Origin of the sequence: Kitasatospora sp. NPDC087314, assembly GCF_044744365.1 — a bacterium.
Taxonomy (GTDB): Bacteria; Actinomycetota; Actinomycetes; order Streptomycetales; family Streptomycetaceae; genus Kitasatospora.
Window position 1 is genome coordinate 1 of the sequence record NZ_JBIUYE010000024.1, and the last position, 17,832, is coordinate 17,832.

General features: G+C 72.6%; 18 protein-coding genes, 1 pseudogene and 1 riboswitch. Of the genes and pseudogenes, 6 read left to right on the plus strand and 13 right to left on the minus strand.

The features are described 5' to 3' along the window. Positions 1–404: pseudogene (locus ACIO5E_RS36970) on the minus strand (hypothetical protein); the annotation flags it as partial. A gap of 89 nt (positions 405–493) precedes the next feature. Then, the gene (locus ACIO5E_RS36975) at positions 494–1,081 is read right to left on the minus strand and encodes a hypothetical protein (RefSeq protein ID WP_400676520.1); all 588 of its coding nucleotides are present in this window, start codon (positions 1,079–1,081) and stop codon (positions 494–496) included. Between the two features lie 134 nt (positions 1,082–1,215). On the opposite strand from ACIO5E_RS36975, the gene ACIO5E_RS36980 reads away from it, so the two are divergent. Together ACIO5E_RS36980 and ACIO5E_RS36985 are read left to right on the plus strand one after the other, a co-directional pair. Beyond that, positions 1,216–1,635, plus strand: coding sequence for a helix-turn-helix transcriptional regulator (locus ACIO5E_RS36980; protein WP_280680443.1), 420 nt, complete (start codon positions 1,216–1,218; stop codon positions 1,633–1,635). A 10-nt stretch (positions 1,636–1,645) separates the two neighbouring features. Then, positions 1,646–2,065, plus strand: a complete 420-nt coding sequence (locus tag ACIO5E_RS36985) for a VOC family protein (RefSeq protein ID WP_280680442.1) — start codon at positions 1,646–1,648, stop codon at positions 2,063–2,065. Positions 2,066–2,070: 5 nt separating this feature from the next. Here the strand turns inward: ACIO5E_RS36985 and ACIO5E_RS36990 are convergent, their stop codons facing one another. The 4 genes from ACIO5E_RS36990 to ACIO5E_RS37005 form a co-directional block, all read right to left on the minus strand. Then, complete coding sequence (locus tag ACIO5E_RS36990) at positions 2,071–2,241, minus strand: hypothetical protein (protein ID WP_400676521.1); 171 nt, start codon at positions 2,239–2,241, stop codon at positions 2,071–2,073. Positions 2,242–2,606: 365 nt separating this feature from the next. Then, positions 2,607–4,922, minus strand: coding sequence for a 5-methyltetrahydropteroyltriglutamate--homocysteine S-methyltransferase (metE, locus tag ACIO5E_RS36995; RefSeq protein ID WP_400676522.1), 2,316 nt, complete (start codon positions 4,920–4,922; stop codon positions 2,607–2,609). A gap of 173 nt (positions 4,923–5,095) precedes the next feature. Next, a riboswitch (cobalamin riboswitch) is annotated at positions 5,096–5,269 on the minus strand. Between the two features lie 243 nt (positions 5,270–5,512). Then, positions 5,513–6,058 carry a cytochrome P450 gene (locus ACIO5E_RS37000; protein WP_400676523.1) on the minus strand — a complete coding sequence of 182 codons (546 nt, stop codon included), beginning with the start codon at positions 6,056–6,058 and terminating at the stop codon, positions 5,513–5,515. Continuing rightward, positions 5,941–6,261, minus strand: coding sequence for a hypothetical protein (locus ACIO5E_RS37005; RefSeq protein WP_400676525.1), 321 nt, complete (start codon positions 6,259–6,261; stop codon positions 5,941–5,943). Before ACIO5E_RS37005 ends, ACIO5E_RS37000 begins: the two co-directional genes overlap by 118 nt. A 208-nt stretch (positions 6,262–6,469) precedes the next feature. Between ACIO5E_RS37005 and ACIO5E_RS37010 the strand changes: the two genes are divergently transcribed. After that, positions 6,470–7,573: an NADH:flavin oxidoreductase/NADH oxidase gene (locus ACIO5E_RS37010; RefSeq protein ID WP_400676527.1), complete on the plus strand. Its 1,104-nt coding sequence runs from the start codon at positions 6,470–6,472 to the stop codon at positions 7,571–7,573. Positions 7,574–7,649: 76 nt separating this feature from the next. Here the strand turns inward: ACIO5E_RS37010 and gndA are convergent, their stop codons facing one another. The 3 genes from gndA to ACIO5E_RS37025 all read right to left on the minus strand — a co-directional run bounded on the left by gndA (position 7,650) and on the right by ACIO5E_RS37025 (position 10,480). Continuing rightward, a complete protein-coding gene (gndA, locus tag ACIO5E_RS37015) occupies positions 7,650–9,095 on the minus strand; it encodes an NADP-dependent phosphogluconate dehydrogenase (protein ID WP_400676528.1) in 1,446 nt (481 codons plus the stop codon). Between the two features lie 96 nt (positions 9,096–9,191). Next, on the minus strand, positions 9,192–9,455 hold the full coding sequence (locus tag ACIO5E_RS37020) for a co-chaperone GroES (RefSeq protein ID WP_280680438.1): 264 nt from the start codon (positions 9,453–9,455) through the stop codon (positions 9,192–9,194). 146 nt (positions 9,456–9,601) lie between these two features. Continuing rightward, positions 9,602–10,480 (minus strand): LysR substrate-binding domain-containing protein, encoded by an 879-nt coding sequence (locus ACIO5E_RS37025; RefSeq protein ID WP_400676529.1) that lies wholly within the window; start codon positions 10,478–10,480, stop codon positions 9,602–9,604. 158 nt (positions 10,481–10,638) lie between these two features. Here ACIO5E_RS37025 and ACIO5E_RS37030 point away from each other — a divergent pair, with 158 nt between their 5' ends. Further along, the gene (locus ACIO5E_RS37030) at positions 10,639–11,667 is read left to right on the plus strand and encodes a bile acid:sodium symporter family protein (RefSeq protein WP_400676530.1); all 1,029 of its coding nucleotides are present in this window, start codon (positions 10,639–10,641) and stop codon (positions 11,665–11,667) included. Positions 11,668–11,759: 92 nt separating this feature from the next. Here ACIO5E_RS37030 and ACIO5E_RS37035 read toward each other — a convergent pair whose 3' ends face one another. Next, the gene (locus ACIO5E_RS37035; protein ID WP_400676532.1) at positions 11,760–12,458 is read right to left on the minus strand and encodes a G1 family glutamic endopeptidase; all 699 of its coding nucleotides are present in this window, start codon (positions 12,456–12,458) and stop codon (positions 11,760–11,762) included. 210 nt (positions 12,459–12,668) lie between these two features. Between ACIO5E_RS37035 and ACIO5E_RS37040 the strand changes: the two genes are divergently transcribed. Next, entirely contained in the window at positions 12,669–13,697 is a 1,029-nt protein-coding gene (locus ACIO5E_RS37040) for a helix-turn-helix domain-containing protein (protein ID WP_400676534.1), read from the plus strand. A gap of 56 nt (positions 13,698–13,753) precedes the next feature. Here ACIO5E_RS37040 and ACIO5E_RS37045 read toward each other — a convergent pair whose 3' ends face one another. The 3 genes from ACIO5E_RS37045 to ACIO5E_RS37055 form a co-directional block, all read right to left on the minus strand. Further along, positions 13,754–14,407: a LysE family translocator gene (locus ACIO5E_RS37045; RefSeq protein ID WP_400676535.1), complete on the minus strand. Its 654-nt coding sequence runs from the start codon at positions 14,405–14,407 to the stop codon at positions 13,754–13,756. Positions 14,408–14,512: 105 nt separating this feature from the next. Next, on the minus strand, positions 14,513–15,367 hold the full coding sequence (locus ACIO5E_RS37050; protein ID WP_400676536.1) for a thioesterase II family protein: 855 nt from the start codon (positions 15,365–15,367) through the stop codon (positions 14,513–14,515). Further along, the gene (locus ACIO5E_RS37055; RefSeq protein WP_400676537.1) at positions 15,364–16,443 is read right to left on the minus strand and encodes an HAD-IIIC family phosphatase; all 1,080 of its coding nucleotides are present in this window, start codon (positions 16,441–16,443) and stop codon (positions 15,364–15,366) included. Before ACIO5E_RS37055 ends, ACIO5E_RS37050 begins: the two co-directional genes overlap by 4 nt. Positions 16,444–16,613: 170 nt before the next feature. Between ACIO5E_RS37055 and ACIO5E_RS37060 the strand changes: the two genes are divergently transcribed. After that, positions 16,614–17,819, plus strand: a complete 1,206-nt coding sequence (locus tag ACIO5E_RS37060) for an RNA-guided endonuclease InsQ/TnpB family protein (protein ID WP_400676538.1) — start codon at positions 16,614–16,616, stop codon at positions 17,817–17,819. Positions 17,820–17,832 lie beyond the last annotated feature (13 nt).

Sequence of the window (17,832 nt, forward strand, 5' to 3'; positions counted from 1 at the left end):
AGGCCGAACGGGCGCCAGTCCCCCGCCGCCGGACACCCCGGATCGGGGATCGGGTAGGAGGCCTTCGGCGCCGCCGCGGTGGGCACGGTGGCGTCGTAGCGGTAGAGCCTGCGGTCGTTCAGATTGACGACGAACAGATCCCCGCCGTCATCGGTGACCTTGATACCGCCCAGACTCTCCCGCCCCGGCACATCGAGGAACGCGTCGTCCGTGCCACCGCCGTGGACCGTCGCCCCCGCGTCCGGCACCGTGGCGAACAACGTCGTCTTCTTCCGCGCGAGATCCGTCACATAGATCCCGCCCGCACCACCCGGACCGTAATCGGTGGTCCGCTTCGCCATCGCCGAGGAGAACACCCGCCGATCCGCCTTGTTCCACGCGATACCGCACACAGTGCGCAACAAGTTCGAATACGACCCCTGATCGCGCCGCGCGGGCCGGGATGCTCGAAAACACCCCCTTGCGCCCCGGCCCGGAACGGCCTCGATCCGGGTCAGAGCCCGAAGTGCGCCACGGCCCGCTCGGCGACCTCGTCGGGCTCCAGGTGGGTGTTGTCGATCAGCAGGTGCGCGTCGGGGATGTGGGCGAAGTCGTCGACCGAGTTGAGCCGGTACCTGGCGTCCATGCCGACCAGGTTGCCGTTGGACCACTCCAGATCGCGCTTGGAGGCCTTCTCCGCCAACCGGGACTCGCCGGCGTTGCGCTCCAGCCGGACGGCCTGGTCGGCGGACAGCTCCAGGAACAGCACCCGAGCGCCGCGCTCGCGGAACGGGGCCGCGTAGCGCTCGACCAGGGCGGCGTCCTCGGGGTCGTCGAAGTCCCAGACGAGGGTGAACACCAGGCCGGGCAGGTCGCTGGCAGCGGCCTCGGCGAAGATCTGCTCGCGGAAGGCGTGGTTGAGGCGCTGGAACTGCGGCGACTCGTAGGGGAACAACCGCAGCAGCGGCTCGATGGTCAGGTGGTTGTGGAAGAGCTTGAAACCGGTGCGCTCGGCTATCGCGCCGCCCACGGTCATCTTCCCGGCCGCGGCCGGGCCGATGACGAAGAGCAGAGTCGGGGTCGGGTTTGTGCTGTTGGACATCGCGACAGCATAGGGGCAGGCCAGAGCGTGCGAACACGCCGAGTACCGTGTCCACCGCACGCGGTGGCCGCCGCACCGTCGTGACCGTGTCCGACCGGGCCGGTACCGTGGCAGGCGTGTCCCAGGTGTCCCGAGTGCCCCTTCCCGACCTGGTCCGGCTCCGACAGGCCCGTGACCGGATGGACCGCGACTACGCACAGCCGCTGGACGTGCCGGCGCTGGCCCGGACCGCCCTGATGTCGCCGGGCCACTTCTCGCGCAGCTTCCGCGCGGCGTTCGGCGAGACCCCGTACGGCTACCTCATGACCCGCCGGATCGAGCGGGCGAAGGCGCTGCTGCGGCGCGGCGACCTGAGCGTGACGGACGTCTGCATGGCGGTCGGCTGTACCTCGCTGGGCTCGTTCAGCTCACGGTTCACCCAGCTGGTCGGCGAGACCCCGAGCGCGTACCGGGCCCGGGACCACGAGCCGGACGCCGCCGTCCCGGCCTGCGTCGCCAAGGTCTACACCCGACCGATCAGGAACGGAGAAGCGGGCGGTCCCACCGGTCCGTAGCGTGATGGGCATGGACATCACGCTTGCACAGTGCTTCATCACCGTCGACGACCACGACAAGGCGCTCGCCTTCTACCGCGACGCGCTGGGTCTCGACGTGCGCAACGACGTCGGCTACGCGGGAATGCGGTGGGTGACCATCGGCTCGCCCGCGCAGCCGGACCTGGACATCGTCCTCGAATCCCCCGTCGCCGACCCGAACGCCGCCGACTCCGACCGGCAGGCGGTGACCGACCTGATGGCCAGGGGCCTGCTGCGCGGGGTGATCTTCCGCACCGACGACTGCGACGCGACCTTCGAGCGGATCCGCGCCGCGGGCGCCGAGGTCCTGCAGGAGCCGGTGGACCAGCCGTACGGCGTCCGGGACTGCGCCTTCCGCGACCCGGCGGGCAACATGGTGCGCTTCAGCCAGCCGCGGAAGCAGGGCTGACCCAGCTAGGGCCTGTCCTCGGGCGGGGCGTCCGGGTCCGGGGGCAGGCCCACCTCCTCGCGGTCCTCCTCGGTGCGCTCTTCGAGCTCCTCCTCGTCGGGGCGGCGCGGCAGGCCGCGCCCGTGGCCGGTGTCCGGGTTCCCCTCGACGTCCTTGTTGGACTTGTGGTGCGACATGGCGCCTCCTCGTCTCCGATTCCGGCGGTACCACCCCCACTCAAACGCTCGCCCCGGAGAGCCGCAAGCCGGGGCGAGCCGCACCACGGCTCCTCGTCCGGCGCCACCCGGACGGGCCGATCGGCCGGGGAGGATCCGACGGGTGTGCACCGAGGGCGGCCCAGCTATCGCGCAGGGCCGTCTCTCCCCGTCCTCGACCCGAGCGGCCCGGACCTCGTGGCCCCGGACCGCCCGGGGCCCCTGTGCGGCGGCCGGCACGCTGGCCGCCACGGTCACGTCGTCCCGCTCGCGGGCCGCGCGGGGTGCCCCGGTGACCGGGGGCGGGCACGGCGCTCGGGCCGCGCCCGCCCCCGGTCTCCGTCAGGTCAGCCGGCGAGCTCGGCGCGCAGTCGCCGGGCGGCGCCGACCAGGCTCTCCAGGGAGGCCCGGGTCTCCGGCCAGCCGCGGGTCTTCAGGCCGCAGTCGGGGTTGACCCAGAGCCGCTCGGCGGGGATCGCCGCGAGCCCGGCGCGCAGCAGCTCGACGGCCTCCTCGGTGCTCGGGACGCGCGGCGAGTGGATGTCCCACACGCCCGGGCCGACCTCGCGCGGGTAGCCGGCCTCGGCCAGCTCCCCGGCGACCTCCATGTGCGAGCGGGTGGCCTCCAGCGAGATGACGTCCGCGTCGAGCTCGTCGATCGCCGTCATGATCGCGCCGAACTCGGCGTAGCACATGTGGGTGTGGATCTGGGTGTCGGCGCGGACCCCGGAGGTCGCCAGGCGGAAGGACTCGGTGGCCCAGTCGAGGTAGGCCGGGCGGTCGGCGGCGCGCAGCGGCAGGGTCTCGCGCAGGGCCGGCTCGTCGACCTGGACGACGGCGGCGCCGGCCGCCTCCAGGTCGACGACCTCGTCGCGCAGCGCGAGGGCGACCTGACGGGCGGTCTCGGCGAGCGGCTGGTCGTCGCGGACGAAGGACCAGGCGAGCATGGTCACCGGGCCGGTGAGCATGCCCTTGACCGGACGGTCCGTCAGCCCCTGTGCGTAGCGGAACCAGTCGACGGTCATCGGCTGCGGACGGGAGATGTCCCCGGCCAGCACCGGCGGCCGCACGTAGCGGGTGCCGTAGGACTGCACCCAGCCGTGCCGGGTGGCCAGGTAGCCGGTGAGCTGCTCGGCGAAGTACTGGACCATGTCGTTGCGTTCGGGCTCGCCGTGCACCAGGACGTCGAGGCCGGCCTTCTCCTGGTAGGCGATGACCTCGCGGACCTCGGCCTCCATCCGCTCCCGGTAGCCGGCCGCGTCGATCCGCCCGGCGGTGAGGTCGGCGCGGGCGGTGCGCAGGTCCGTGGTCTGCGGGAAGGAGCCGATGGTGGTGGTCGGCAGCAACGGCAGGCCGAGCCGGGTCCGCTGGGCCTCGGCCCGGGCCGCGTACGGCTGGGCGCGACGGGTGTCCTGGGCACCGACGGCGGCGGTGCGGGAGCGGACGGCGGGGTCGCGGGTGATCGGCGAGTTCGCGCGGGAGGCGAGGTCGGCGCGGTTGGCGGCGAGTTCGGCGGTGATCGCGCCGACGCCCTCGCGCAGCCCGCGGGCGAGCAGCGAGGTCTCCGCCGCCTTCTGCCGGGCGAAGGCCAGCCAGCGGGCGATCTGCGGGTCCAACTCCCGTTCGGCGGTGGCGTCCAGCGGCACGTGCAGCAGCGAGCAGGACGGTGCCACGTCGACCGTGTCGGCGAGACCGAGCAGGGTCGCCAGGGTGGCGAGCGACTTCTCCAGGTCGTTGATCCAGATGTTGCGGCCGTCGACCACACCCGCGACCAGGCGCTTGCCGGGCAGCCCGCCGACGGCGGCGAGGCCGTCCAGGTTGGCGGCGGCAGGTCCCGTGAAGTCCAGCGCCAGGCCCTCGACCGGGGCCTTGGCCAGGACGGGCAGGGCCTGGCCGAGGCGGTCGAAGTAGCTCGCGACCAGCAGCTTCGGCCGGTCCGTGAGGGCACCGAGCTCACGGTAGGCACGGGCGGCGGCGTTCAGCTCGGCCGGGGTGCGGTCCTGGACGAGCGCGGGCTCGTCCAGCTGCACCCACTCGGCCCCGGCGGCGCGCAGCTCGGCCAGCAGGGCCGCGTAGACGGGCAGCAGCCGGTCGAGCAGGGTGAGCGGCTGGAAGTCGGCGGCCACGCCGGGCGCGGGCTTGGCCAGCAGCAGGTAGGTGACCGGGCCGACCAGCACCGGGCGGGCCCGGTGGCCGAGGGCGACGGCCTCCTCCAGCTCCCCGACCGGCTTCGCGGAGTCGGCGGTGAAGGCGGTGTCGGGGCCGAGTTCGGGCACCAGGTAGTGGTAGTTGGTGTCGAACCACTTGGTCATCTCCAGCGGCGCCACCTCCTGGGTGCCGCGCGCCATCGCGAAGTACCCGGCCAGCGGGTCGGCGTCGACCGCGGCGCGGTGGCGGGCCGGGATCGCGCCGACGGCCACCGTGGTGTCCAGCACGTGGTCGTAGAGCGAGAAGTCGCCGGTGGGGACCTCGCCGACGCCGGCGTCGGCGAGCTGGCGCCAGTTCTCCCGGCGCAGGTCGGCCGCGGTGGTCAGAAGGGCCTCGGCCGTGACGGCGCCCTTCCAGTACCCCTCGATCGCCTTCTTCAGTTCCCGGTTGCCGCCCTGGCGGGGGTAGCCGTACGCGGTGGCGAGGGTTGCCGCGGCTGCGGACTTCGCTGTCAAGGGACTCTCCTTCGCGAGCCTGTTTCCTCTGTTCCCCGGAGACGGGACGAAGGCGCGAAGGGGTGACGAACCGGGCGGCCGACCGCAGGTGTGCCGGTCTCCGCCTGGTATGTACGCCGACCCGCCCACGAGGTCACCGGGATCTCCGCGCGCGATCGGTCGCGCGCGGGCAACAGGCAGGTCTTCGGACTCGCGGGCTCGGCCGTCCCCGAAAGGGCGGACACCTACTGGCCGTCGCTTCCCAGACCCGTCCCGGGCCCAGTGCGTATGACGGCGGTCGTTCCCACTCACCGCTGCGGGGCAGTCCCGGATTCCCACCGGGTTCCCTCTTGCGACGCGCCTGCCTGGCGGGCAGGGCGAACCAGCTGCACCGCGAGCCTATCGGGCGTCCGGCGGTCCTGGTACACCAATCCGAGAACGTGTCCGCGGACTGAGACGCGCGGCGCTGCGGACGGAGCCCGCCGGCCGGTGGGCCGGCGGGCGGCGGGCGGCGGGCGGCGGGCGGCGGGCGACGGGCGACGGGCGACGGGCGGCGGGCGACGGGCGACGGGCGGCGGGCGGCGTCAGCGGCTCCGGGTCAACGGTCCGGGTCAACTCCTCGGCGGCGGCCCGGCCTTTCTCGGGGTGACGACCATGCGGATGTCGTCGGCCGCCCAGCGGACGAACCGCTCGGTCGCATCCACCCGGTGGCCCGGCACGGGGCGGAAGCGGAAACGCTTGAGGAGGACGGCCAACAGCAGTCGGCACTCGACCATGGCCGGGCCCGCGCCCTCGCAGCTGCGCGGGCCGAGCCCGAAGGGGACCCAGGCCAGCCGCGCGCGCCCGGCCACCTGCTCGGGGGTGAACCGCTCGGGACGGAACCGCTCGGGCTCGGGCCAGTGGTCGGGGTTCAGCTGGATGGCCCGGAACGGGTAGAAGACCACCGTCCCGGCCGGGATCCGGTACTCGCCGACCGCGAGCGGTTCGGCGGTCTCCCTCGCGCCGTACGGGCCCGGAGGGTAGAGGCGCAGAGACTCCTTCAGGACCATCTCCAGGTACGGGAGCCGCCGGAGGTCCGCATACCCGGGTGCCGCGCGGTCGCCGAGCACGCGGTCCAGTTCCTCGGTGACCGCGGGTCCAGGAAGGCGAACAGGCACTCCGGCCGCCCGTCCGGGTGCGCCGTGGCCTCCAGCAGCACCGGGTCAGCGACCGACACGGCCGCCTCGGCGCCGGGCAGCTGGAACCGCGCCACGGGACCGTACTCGGCGTGCAGCCACAGCTGGTAGGCGCGCAGCCCACCTGCCTCCGCGATGGCGCCGACACCGCCGTCCGGCCGGGGATCGGGACCTGGGACCTTCATCGGACCTCCTGGTGACACGCGGGCGATGCACGGCCCGAACAATACGCCGCGCTTGCAATTAATCGGTGCGTGCAACTATTGTCGAGTCATCCAAAGTGCACCTGCAAGTATTCGCGAAGGTGTCCCACCACACCTCCCGCACTCCTAACGACCGGCGCCCGCCCCCGCACGGTCGGATACCGCCCACTCGCCCCACCAGGAGTCCGCCATGAGCACCACTCTCTTCACCCCCTACACCCTGAGGACGCTGACCGCCCCCAACCGCATCTGGATGGCGGCGATGTGCCAGTACAGCGCCGCGCCGGACGGCGACGCGGTCGGCGTGCCGACGGACTGGCACTTCGCCCACCTCGCGGCACGCGCCACCGGCGGTACGGGGCTGATCATCACGGAGGCCACGGCCGTCAGCCCCGAAGGCCGCATCACCCCCTACGACCTCGGCATCTGGAACGACGCCCAGGTCACGGCCTTCCGGCGGATCACCGCCTTCCTGAAGGCGCAGGGCACCGTTCCGGTCATCCAGCTCGCCCACGCCGGCCGCAAGGCGTCCACCGAGCGCACCTGGGTCGACCGCGGACGCGCCCTCGCCCCGGGCGAAGCCCACGGATGGACGCCGGTCGCCCCCAGCGCCATCCCCTTCACGCCGACGCGGACCAGGCCCGACGAGCTGACCGTGGATCAGATCAGTGGCATCGCCGGCCAGTTCGCCACCGCCGCCCGCCGCGCGCTCGACGCCGGCTTCCAGGCCATCGAGATCCACGGCGCCCACGGCTACCTCATCCACCAGTTCCTCTCCCCCCACAGCAACCACCGCACCGACGCGTACGGCGGCTCCTTCGAGGGCCGGATCCGCTTCGCGCTGGAGGTCGTCGACGCCGTCCGCTCGGAGTGGCCCGAGGAACTGCCGGTCCTCTTCCGCGTCTCCGCGACCGACTGGCTCACCGAGAATCCGGAGGACGGCCGCGAGGGGTGGACGTCGGAGGACACCGTCCGGCTGGCCAAGGAACTCCAGGCCCACGGCGTGGACCTGATGGACGTCTCCACCGGAGGCCTCGTCCCCGACGCCAGGATCGAAGCAGGCCCCGACTACCAGGTGCCCTTCGCCGAGGCGGTACGCAACGGGACCGGCATGCCCGTGGCGGCCGTCGGCCAGATCACCGATCCCGTCCAGGCCCAGGACATCCTCGCCACCGGCAGGGCCGACGCCGTCCTGCTCGGCCGCGAGCTCCTGCGCAACCCGTACTGGGCGCGCCAGGCCGCCGCCACGCTCGGCGGCCAGGTCTCCTCCCCCGACCAGTACCACCTCGCCTAGGCCCGCCGGCCGGGCTGGGCCGGGCGGGTGACTCCAGGGCGTCGGCGGCGGCGCCGGGCTGGGCCGGGCGGGTGGCTCAGCGCCGTTCCTCGGGGCGGCCGTCCGCCTCCCAACGGGTGTGGAAGGTGCCCTCCCGGTCCACCCGGCGGTAGGTGTGCGCGCCGAAGAAGTCCCGCTGCCCCTGCACCAGCGCGGCCGGCAGCCGCTCCGCCCGCAGGCTGTCGTAGTAGGCGAGCGCGGTCGCGAAGCCGGGGGCGGGCACGCCCAGCTGGGCCGCCGTGGAGACGACCCGCCGCCACGCCGACTGCGCGGCGCCCAGCGCCTCCTGGAAGTGCGCGTCGGTCAGCAGCGTGGGACGTTCCCGGTCCACCTCGTAGGCGGCCCTGATCCGGTCCAGGAACCGGGCCCTGATGATGCAGCCGCCACGCCAGATCGCGGCCATCTCACCGGGGTCGACCTGCCAGGAGTACTCCGCGCTGCCGGCCTGGATCTCGTTGAAGCCCTGGGCGTAGGCCACCATCTTGGAGGCGTACAGGGCCTGCTCGACGTCGTCCGCGAACCGATCGGCCGCCGCACTGTCGAGCCAGGTCTCGGTGGGGCCGGGCAGCCCCCGCCCCGCCTGCCGCAGCGGCACACCGCCGGACAGCGCCCGCGCGAAGACCGCCTCGGCGATCCCGCTCACGGGCACGCCGAGCTCCAGTGCGCTCTGGACCGTCCAGCGGCCGGTGCCCTTCTGCTCCGCCTGGTCCAGCACGATGTCGACGAAGGGCTTCCCGGTCGCCGCATCGGTGTGGGCGAGGATCTCGGCGGTGATCTCGATCAGGTAGGACTCCAGGCGCCCGCCGTTCCAGGCCCGGAAGACCTCGGCGATCGCGTCCGGCTGCAGGCCGGATCCGTGCCGCAGCAGGTCGTACGCCTCGGCGATGAGCTGCATGTCGGCGTACTCGATGCCGTTGTGGACCATCTTGACGAAGTGGCCGGCGCCGTCGGGTCCGACGTGGGTGCAGCAGGGCTTGCCGTCGACCTTGGCCGCGATGTCCTCCAGCAGGGGTCCCAGGACCTGGTACGCCTCGGGGGTACCGCCGGGCATGATGCTCGGTCCCTCCAGCGCGCCCTGTTCACCACCGGAGATCCCGCTGCCCACGAAGTGCAGCCCGCGTTCCCGCAGGGCCGCCTCCCGCCTCCTGGTGTCGAGGAAGTGCGCGTTCCCGCCGTCGACCACCACGTCGCCCTTGTCGAGCAACGGCACCAGCTCGTCGATGACCGCGTCGGTCGGTGCTCCGGCCTTCACCATGATCACGATCAGGCGCGGGCGCTCCAGGGCCGCGACGAAACCCTCCGTGGTCTCGGTCGCCACGAAGTCGCCCTCGTGCCCGAACTCCTCCAGCAGGGCCGTGGTCCGCGCCTGGGTGCGGTTGTGCACGGCCACGCGGTATCCGTGGCGGGCGAAGTTCCGGGCCAGGTTGCGGCCCATCACGGCCAGTCCGGTCACGCCGATCCGGGCCGGCGGGTGCTTGGTCATGGCAGGGGTCTCCCAGGGGTTCTCAGGGGTTCTCAGGGGCCGAGGTCCTGTTGCTGTTCCGCCTACTGCTCCGCTTGCCGGGCCCTGCTCCGCTCGCTACTCCGCGGAGAGTGCCAGGACCTCGTCCTCGGGAAGCTCGACGTACGACTCCCCCTCCACCTCGATCTCCGATCCGGAGCGCCTGTTGAAGAGGATCTTCTCGCCGACCTTGACGTCCACCGGGTGCGGCTTGCCGCTCTCCAGCGGCCGACCGGGCCCGACCGCCACCACCTCGCCCTTCCACGTCTCCGGGTCCTGCGCGGTCGGCGCCCCGATCGGCTTGACGATCAGACGGTCGTGCTTCGGATGGAAGTCGGGCATGGCATGGTCCTCTCACGTAGGCGCCTGCGGCGCGGCCGCCCCACACCTCGATTCTGCCGAGGTTCGCGATTCCCGCACCGCGTGGGACGGAACTTTCGGCCTCATGGAGGTACCGCCGCCCGCGCCGGGGTACCGCCACCCGCCGGTCACGGCTCCGACCGCTCCGGCGCGCGTTGCAGGCGGAACGCGTCCGCGAGGACCGCCCGGGCCAGGACCTGGGCCGGCCCGCGGGCCGTGGTGCGTCCGGTGGTGAGGGCGAACTCGGTGGTGCCGAGATCCGGCAGGCCCGGCTGGTCCGGCAGCACCCGCAGGCCCGACGGGACCAGGCTCCGGGCGTGTGGCACCACCCCGAGGCCGGCCAGCGCGGCGGCCCGAACCCCGGAGAGGCTGGTGCTGGTGCAGGCGATCCGCCACGGCCGCCCGGCGCGTTCGCAGACCTCCAGGGCGCGGGCGCGGGTGAAGCTGGGCGGCGGGTAGACGATCAGCGGCAGCGGCTCCGCCGGGTCCACCCGGACGTCCTCCGCTCCTATCCACACCAGCTCGTCCCGCCAGACCAGCCGTCCCTGCGAGCCGCCGCCGGGCGGGCGCTTGCCGAGCACCAGGTCGAGCCGCCCGTCGGCCAGTTGCTCGTAGAGCACGGCGCTGAGGCCCACGGTGAGTTCGAGGTCGACCTGGGGGTTGCTCCGCCGGAAGCCCCGCAGGACCTGCGGCAGCTCGGTGTGGACGAAGTCCTCCGAGGCGCCGAACCGCACCCGCCCGCGCACCTGCGTCTGCGCGAAGTAGCCGACCGCCTGCTCGTGCGCCTCCAGGATCGTCCGGGCGAAGCCGAGCATGGCCTCGCCCTCGCCGGTGAGCTGCACGGAGTGGGTGTCGCGCAGGAAGAGCCGCCGGTCGGCGGCCTCCTCCAGCCGCCGCACGTGCTGGCTGACCGTCGACTGCCGCAACCCCAGCCGCTGGGCGGCCCTGGTGAAGCCGCCGGTCTGGGCCACCGCGAGAAAGGACCTCAGCTGGACCGGATCGAACACCCGGCCCACCCTACGCCGTCATCACGAACCATGATGACAGTGAGCACGGCCAGCGGGATTCACAATCACCCGGCCGGGCGGCAGGCTGAGGTGGTCCCCCGACCGCACCGCCACCGCGGAGAACCATGTCCCGCCCGAAACGATCACCGCGCTCCCGCATGTCCCGACGCCCCACCCGGCTCCGGGTCGACCCCTTCATCGCCGCCCTGCTGGGCACCGTCGCGCTGGCCGCCCTGCTCCCCGCCCGCGGCGCCGCCGCACCGGCCGTCTCGGACGCCGCCACCGGCGCGGTCGCCGTCCTGTTCTTCCTTTACGGTGCCCGGCTCTCCGCCCGGGAGGCCTGGGAGGGGCTCAAACAGTGGCGGCTGCACGGCACGGTGCTGGCGGTGACCTTTGGTCTCTTCCCCCTGCTCGGGGTGGCCGCCCGCCTGCTGGTGCCGGACGTGCTGTCGCCGCAGCTCTACCAGGGCCTGCTCTTCCTGACCCTGCTGCCCTCCACCGTGCAGTCCTCGATCGCCTTCACCTCCATCGCCCGCGGCAACACCGCCGCCGCGGTCTGCAGCGCGACCTTCTCCAGCCTCTTCGGCGTCCTCCTGACCCCGCTACTCGCCGCCGTGCTCCTGCACACCAGGGGCGGCATCTCGGCGGGCACCGTCCTGGAGATCGCCGAGCACCTCCTCCTCCCCTTCGCCGCAGGCCAGTTGCTGCGCCGCTGGATCGCCGCCCGGCTGGCCCGCCACCGTTCCGTCCTCGGTCTGGTCGACCGCGGCTCGATCCTGCTGGTCGTCTACAGCGCCTTCAGCGCCGCCGTGGTGGGCGGGATGTGGGGCACCCTCTCGCTGCCCCGGCTGGCGGCGCTGCTCGTGGTGGAGTCGGCGCTGCTGGCACTGATCCTGACCGCCACGCTGCTGGCCGGCCGCCGGCTCGGGTTCGACCGGGGCGACCTGATCGCGATCGTCTTCTGCGGCTCCAAGAAGAGCCTGGCCAGCGGCGTCCCGATGGCCGCCGTCCTCTTCCCGGGCGCGGCGGCCGGCCTGATGGTGCTGCCCCTGATGCTCTTCCACCAGCTGCAACTGATGGTCTGCGCCGTCCTGGCCCGCCGCTGGGGCGCGCCGGCCCCGGCCCCGGCCCCGACCATGCCCGCACCGGCCCTCGACCACCCCGCGAACGCCGGAACACCCGGCTGACCCTTCTCCTCGCCGTACGGCAGGGACCGGGCGCCCGGTACGTCGGTGGCCGTGGGCCGGCGGCGTACCGGGCGAGGCTGGGCCGGGCCGGGTCAGCCCGCCGGGACGATCGAGAAGGCGCCGTTCTGGAGGGCGGTCTCGGTGTACTGGCCGCTGTCGATGGCCTGCGGGCTGTAGGCGTCGAAGCTCTGGCCGTTCACCGTGATGCCGGAGAAGTCCAGGCTGTTGAAGGACGGGTAGCTCTGGCTGGGCGACTCGATCACGGCCTCGGCGCTGACGTTCCGGGCGTTGAGCCGCTGGCGGGTGGTCTCGGTCCAGCCCTTGGTGGTGTCGGTCAGCGTCAGGGTGTACGAGCCGCCGCCGTTGGCGACGACCCCGGCGGTGAAGCCGTCCCCCGCGTCCACCGGGTCGTTGAAGTACTGCGGCGGGGCCGGGTACATCTCGTACCAGCCGGAGTAGACGGGCGAGCCGCTGGAACAGTCCACCTGGACGCCGGTCTGTTCGACCGTCTGCGAGCCGTAGCCGTCGATGCCGACCCAGGGGGCGAACAGGTCGTTGGCGGTGTTGCACTGGACCTGGGGCATCGTCCAGGACCCGGACACCGAACGGAAGCCGCTGCCCTGGGCGACGTAACCGCCCCAGACGCCGCCGTCGTAGGAGTGGCCGTAGTGGTGGGCGGAGGCCCTGGTGGCCGCGGGGGTAGCGGCGTCGGCCGGGCCGGCCGCGAGTGCGGCACCCGAGACGGCGAGCAGGACGGCCGTGGCCGTACGGGCGAGACGGAACGCGGACATGGGTGAACTCCCGTGGGGGGTATGGGGGATGACCTTGCGGCCGCCGGGTGGGGCCGGCGGCGTGCAACGCGCTGTCGCCCCAGCGTGCGCGCCGCCGGTGGGGCCCGGAAGGTTATGGGCCGGTCAGGATTCCGCCATGGCGGGTACATGTCTTCCGGCGGATCCTTGATTTCACCCCGCCGATGGCAGACAGTCCGAGGGCACGGTCCGATGACGGACGGCCTGCCGGCACAGGGCCGGCGCCGGCTCGACCGGGAATGGGGGTGCCCGGTGCCGGAGTCGGGCGCAGGCAGGTTCGCCGGATTGGGCCTCGACGCGGCGGAGGAGGAGCTGTACCTGCGGCTGCTGTCCGACGGTGGCGCCTCGGCGAGACAGCTCGGCGCCCGGTGCGGCCTGGCCGCGGAACGGGCCGCCGCGGCGCTGGAATCGCTGGCCGCGCAGGGCCTGGTGGAACGGCCGCCGCCGGGCCGGAAGCAGTGGACCGCGGCCGCGCCGGACGTCGCACTGGAGGAGCTGCTGCTCAGGCGCGAGGTCGAGTTGCGCCGGGCCCGCGGCCGGATCAGCGAGCTGATGCGCACCTACCGGCGCAGCCCGGCCGAGGCCGGGATGGCCGAACTGGTCGAGGTGATCACCGGCCGGGGGTCGATCGCCGAGCTCTGGCGCAGCCTCCAGCTGGGCGTGCGCGAGCAGTTGCGGGTGCTGGACAAACCGCCGTACGTGCGGCGCAGCGACCCGGAGACCGAACTCGCCCTGCTCGGACGCGGGGTGGAGATGCGGGCGGTCTACGAGAGCCGGGTGCTGCGCGAGCCGGAACGCACGGCGGAGATCCGCTCCTTCATCCGGCTCGGCGAACGGGCCCGGGTGCTACCGGAGTTGCCGTTGAAGCTGGCGGTGGTGGACGCCCGCTGGGCGCTGCTTCCGGTGAGCGCGGGCACCGAGCTGGAACACGTCCTGCTGGTCCGGCCGTCCTCGCTGCTGGACGCCCTGATCGGCCTGTTCGAGCTGCACTGGTCGCACGCGATGCACTTCCCCGCGCCGGACGCCGCGGACGAGCCGGAGGACCGGCACCATCGGCTGCTGGCGCTGCTCGCCTCCGGCCTGACGGACGAGAGCATCGCCCGCCAACTGGGCGTCTCCACCCGGACGGTGCAGCGCTGGGTACGGGAGCTGATGGACCGGTTCGGCGCCCGCACCCGCTTCCAGGCCGGCATCCAGGCCGCCCGCGCCGACCTGCTCTGAACCGGTCCGCGGACCGGTCAGGCGGGACGGCGGCGGGTCCGGCGGGGCCGGACCGGTCAGGCGGGGCGACGGTGGTCGGTCAGGCCGGTGGCGAGGGTGGCGGCGGAGAGGAGGAAGAAGACCCCGGCCACAACGTAGCGTTCCACGCGCAGGAAGGTGCGGCTGCGCCGGGCGCTCTTGTGCAGGAGCGAGCCCAGCAGGGCCCACCCGGCGTTGGTCACCATGCCGACCACCACGAAGATCAGGCCGAACACCAGGGTCTGCGACCAGACCGCTCCCCTGCCGCTGTCGATGAACGCGGGGAGGAAGGCGAGGAAGAACAGGGTGCTCTTCGGGTTGAGGGCGTTGACGACCAGTCCGTCGGAGAAGATCCGGGCGGTGCGGGCGGGCGGCGCCTCGGTCCGTTCGGCGGAGGGGTCGGGGTCGGGCGTGCGCAGCCGCTTGATGCCGAGCCAGGCGAGGTAGGCGGCGCCCACGTACTTGACCACCGAGAAGGCCGTCTCGGAGGAGGCCACCAGGGCGGACAGGCCCACCACGGCCGCGACCACCTGGACCACGTCGCCGCAGGCGAGGCCCAGGGTGGACAGGAGTCCGGCCCGCCGGCCCTGGTCGAGGGTACGGCCGGTCACGTAGAGCACGGACGGGCCGGGGATGAGCAGCAGGACCAGGGAGGCTGTGAAGAACCACCACAGGTTGGACAGGGCAGGCACGGGTTCCCATTCCTTTCGTCCGTGACTCCGCGGTCGCGATGGTCGCACAGTATCCGGTGTCCACCGCAGTGACGCCCGGTTTCCCGAGAACGACTCGAATACCTGTCATATCACCCGAGACGGACTGGAGTTGGTGCGGCGCGCGACCGTGTCGATGATCGGATCAGCGGCCATGTCGACGACCGGATCGGCGATCGGGTCGGCGGGTCGGCGCAGCAGGCGGCCCAGTTCGCGGAGCACCTCCTGGCGGGCCGAGTGCAGGAAGAAGTGGCCGCCGTCGAACATCCGCATGGTGAACCGGCCGGTGCTCTGGCGGGCCCAGGCCGCGACGCCCTCCGGGTCGACGTGCGGATCGGCCCGGCCGCCGAAGGCGGTGACCGGGACGGGCAGGGGCTCCTCCGGTCGGTGGCGGTAGGTGTCGTTGAGCTGGAAGTCGGCCCGCAGCCCGGGCAGGACCAGACGCATCGCCCGGGCGTCCGCGAGCAGTTCCTCCGGAGTGCCGCCGAGCTCCCGGAGCCGTTCCACGAACTGGCCGTCGGGCAGGTGGTGGATGAGCGGCCGGTTGTGGACCAGCTGGGGGGCCCGGCGCCCGGAGACGACGAGGTGTTCGGGGGCGGGCCGGCCCTCGGCGCGGAGCCGGCGCGCGAGCGCGAAGGCGATCAGCGCGCCCATGCTGTGCCCGAACAGCACGAACGGAGCCTCGCAGTGCTCGGCGAGCACCTCGGTGAGGACGGGCACCAGCTCGTCGACGTCGCGGTAGGCGGGCTGGAAGATCCGCGACTCGCGGCCCGGGAGTCGGACCGCGCACACCTCGACGTCCGCGGGCAACGCGCGCGGCCACTCGGCGAAGGCGGAGCTCCCGCCCCCGGCGTAGGCGAAGCAGATCAGCCGCAGCCGGGCGTCGGGCCTGGGCGCCGGCCGGACCACCCACGCGCTGCCGCCCGCCGCGTCCCGGCTCATCGAGCCCGGTCCGTTCCGGGCAGGACCTCCACCTTCAGGTACGACGGGTCGTCGGGCACGTCCGCGAGGTCGGCCTCGAAGACCGTCGGCCCGTCCTCGCCCGGAAGCTGCCGGAAGCCGGTGAACTTGTAGGTGACCAGCATCATCCGGTTGCGCCCGTTGGGCAGGTACTCGGCCCGCAGCCGTGCCCCCGCGTCGCGGGCGCGCCGGCGGAGGTGGTTGATCATCACGCCGCCGACGCCCCGGGACATCACCCGGCACGACATCAGCAGCAGCTTGAGGGTCCACAGATCGCCGTCCTTGGCGACCAGGACGAGACCGATCGTCCCGTACGGCCCGTGCCGGTCCTCCAGGCGCGCGACCAGCAACTCGTGGGTGTCGGCCCGCCGGAAGGCGTCGAGCTCCTCGTAGGAGTACGTGTAGCCGGTGGTGTTGAGCTGGTGGGTGCGGACGGTCAGTTCCTCGGCCCGGAACAGGTCCTCCTCCTGGGCCGGGACGATGGTGAGCGTCATGCCCAGGGTGGCGAGGAAGGCGTCCTGCGGGCCGGTGAACTCCTGCTCGACCCGGTTGCGTTCCTGGTCGGCCAGGTACATCTCGCGCCGCCTGGCCGAGTCCTCGGTGACGAACCGGGGGGAGAACTCCGGCCGGTCGGCGAGCCCGGCGGCCTCCGCGGCGTCGAGGCACCGGACTTCGGGGATCTCGAAGCCGACCTCGCCGCGCTCGACGGCGTCGTCGTCGACGAAGGCGAACGCGTCGAGGCCCAGGTTGAGGGACTTCGCGACGGAGCGGACGGAGGAGGACTTCGCGTTCCAGTTGATCTGCGGGTACAGGAAGTAGTCGAGCAGGCCGTGGCGGCGGAGCTCGGCCACGGCGGCGTCGTGGTCGTTGCGGCTGGCGATCGAGTGGAGGATGCCGCGGCGGTCCAGCTCGACGATCACCTCCCGGATCCCGGGGCGCAGCTGCGCCTCGCCGTCCTCCAGGAGGATGCCGTCCCACACGGTGTTGTCGAGGTCCCAGACCACGCACTTGACGGTCGGGGCGGGCTCGGCAGGGTCGGTGGTCTCGTGCGTGGTCATCGGATTCCTTTCGTGGATGCCCTCGGCTTTAGCCAGGGGAGGAAGCGAAACTCCTGCGGAGCGGGACAACGGGCAGCGCTTCGCCGCCAGGGCGGACCGCAGTGCTCCGACCCGCAGATTTGATCGTTACCTGTAGTCACGCTGGTTTGTGACGCTTGATCAAAACTCACGTGAGGCGGGCGTTCAAGTACCGCTTCTATCCGACGGATGCGCAGGCGGCTGAGCTGTCGCGCACCTACGGATGTGTGAGGAAGGTCCACAACATGGCGTTGCAGGCCCGCACGGAGGCGTGGACGCTGCGTCAGAAGCGGGTCAACTACAACGCCACGTCGGCGATGCTGACGGCGTGGAAGAAGACCGGGGAACTGTCCTACCTGTCCGAGGTGTCGTCGGTTCCGTTGCAGCAGGCGCTGCGGCACCTGCAGGGGGCGTTCACCAACTTCCGGCAGAAGCGGGCGAAGTACCCGACGTTCAAGTCCCGGAAGAAGTCCCGCAGGTCCGCCGAGTACACCGGCTCCGCGTTCCGGTTCCGGGACGGCCGGCTGACGCTGGCGAAGATGGATCAGCCGCTGGACATTGTGTGGTCCAGGCCGCTGCCGCAGGGCGAGGCGCCGTCCACGGTGACCGTCTCGCAGGACGGCGCCGGGCGTTGGTTCGTCTCGCTGCTGTGCGAGGACCGCCCGACGATGCCCGCACCCGTGAACACGGCGGTCGGGATCGACGCGGGGATCACCAGTCTGGTGACGCTGTCCACCGGGGAGAAGATCACCAACCCCCGGCACGAGCGCAAGGACCGGGAACGCCTCGCCAAGGCCCAGCGGGAGCTGTCCCGTAAGGCCAAGGGCTCCAACAACCGGGCCAGGGCCCGGCTCAAGGTCGCGAAGGTGCACGCTCGGATCGCCGACCGCCGCAGGGACTTCCTGCACAAGCTCACCACCCGACTCGTCCGTGAGAACCAAACGGTCGTGATCGAGGACCTGACCGTCCGCAACATGCTGGGGAACCACACGCTCGCCCGCGCCATCAGCGACGCGAGCTGGACCGAGATGCGGTCCATGCTGGAGTACAAGGCCCAGTGGTACGGCCGGGACCTGGTGACCGTCGACCGGTGGTTCCCCAGCTCGAAACTGTGCTCGGCCTGCGGCGTGATCGCCGCGAGGATGCCCCTGAACGTCCGCGCGTGGGAATGCGCCTGCGGCGCACGGCACGACCGGGACGTGAACGCGGCGCGCGACATCCTGGCCGCCGGACTGGCGGTGACAGCCTGTGGAGACGGTGTAAGACCTCAACGGAGCACTCCGGGCGGGCAGTCGTCGGCGAAGCAGGAAGTCGTCCCACCGCAGCGCACACGCGCAGCGGCTCAGCCGCGAGGCTGAGGGGAATCCCCCG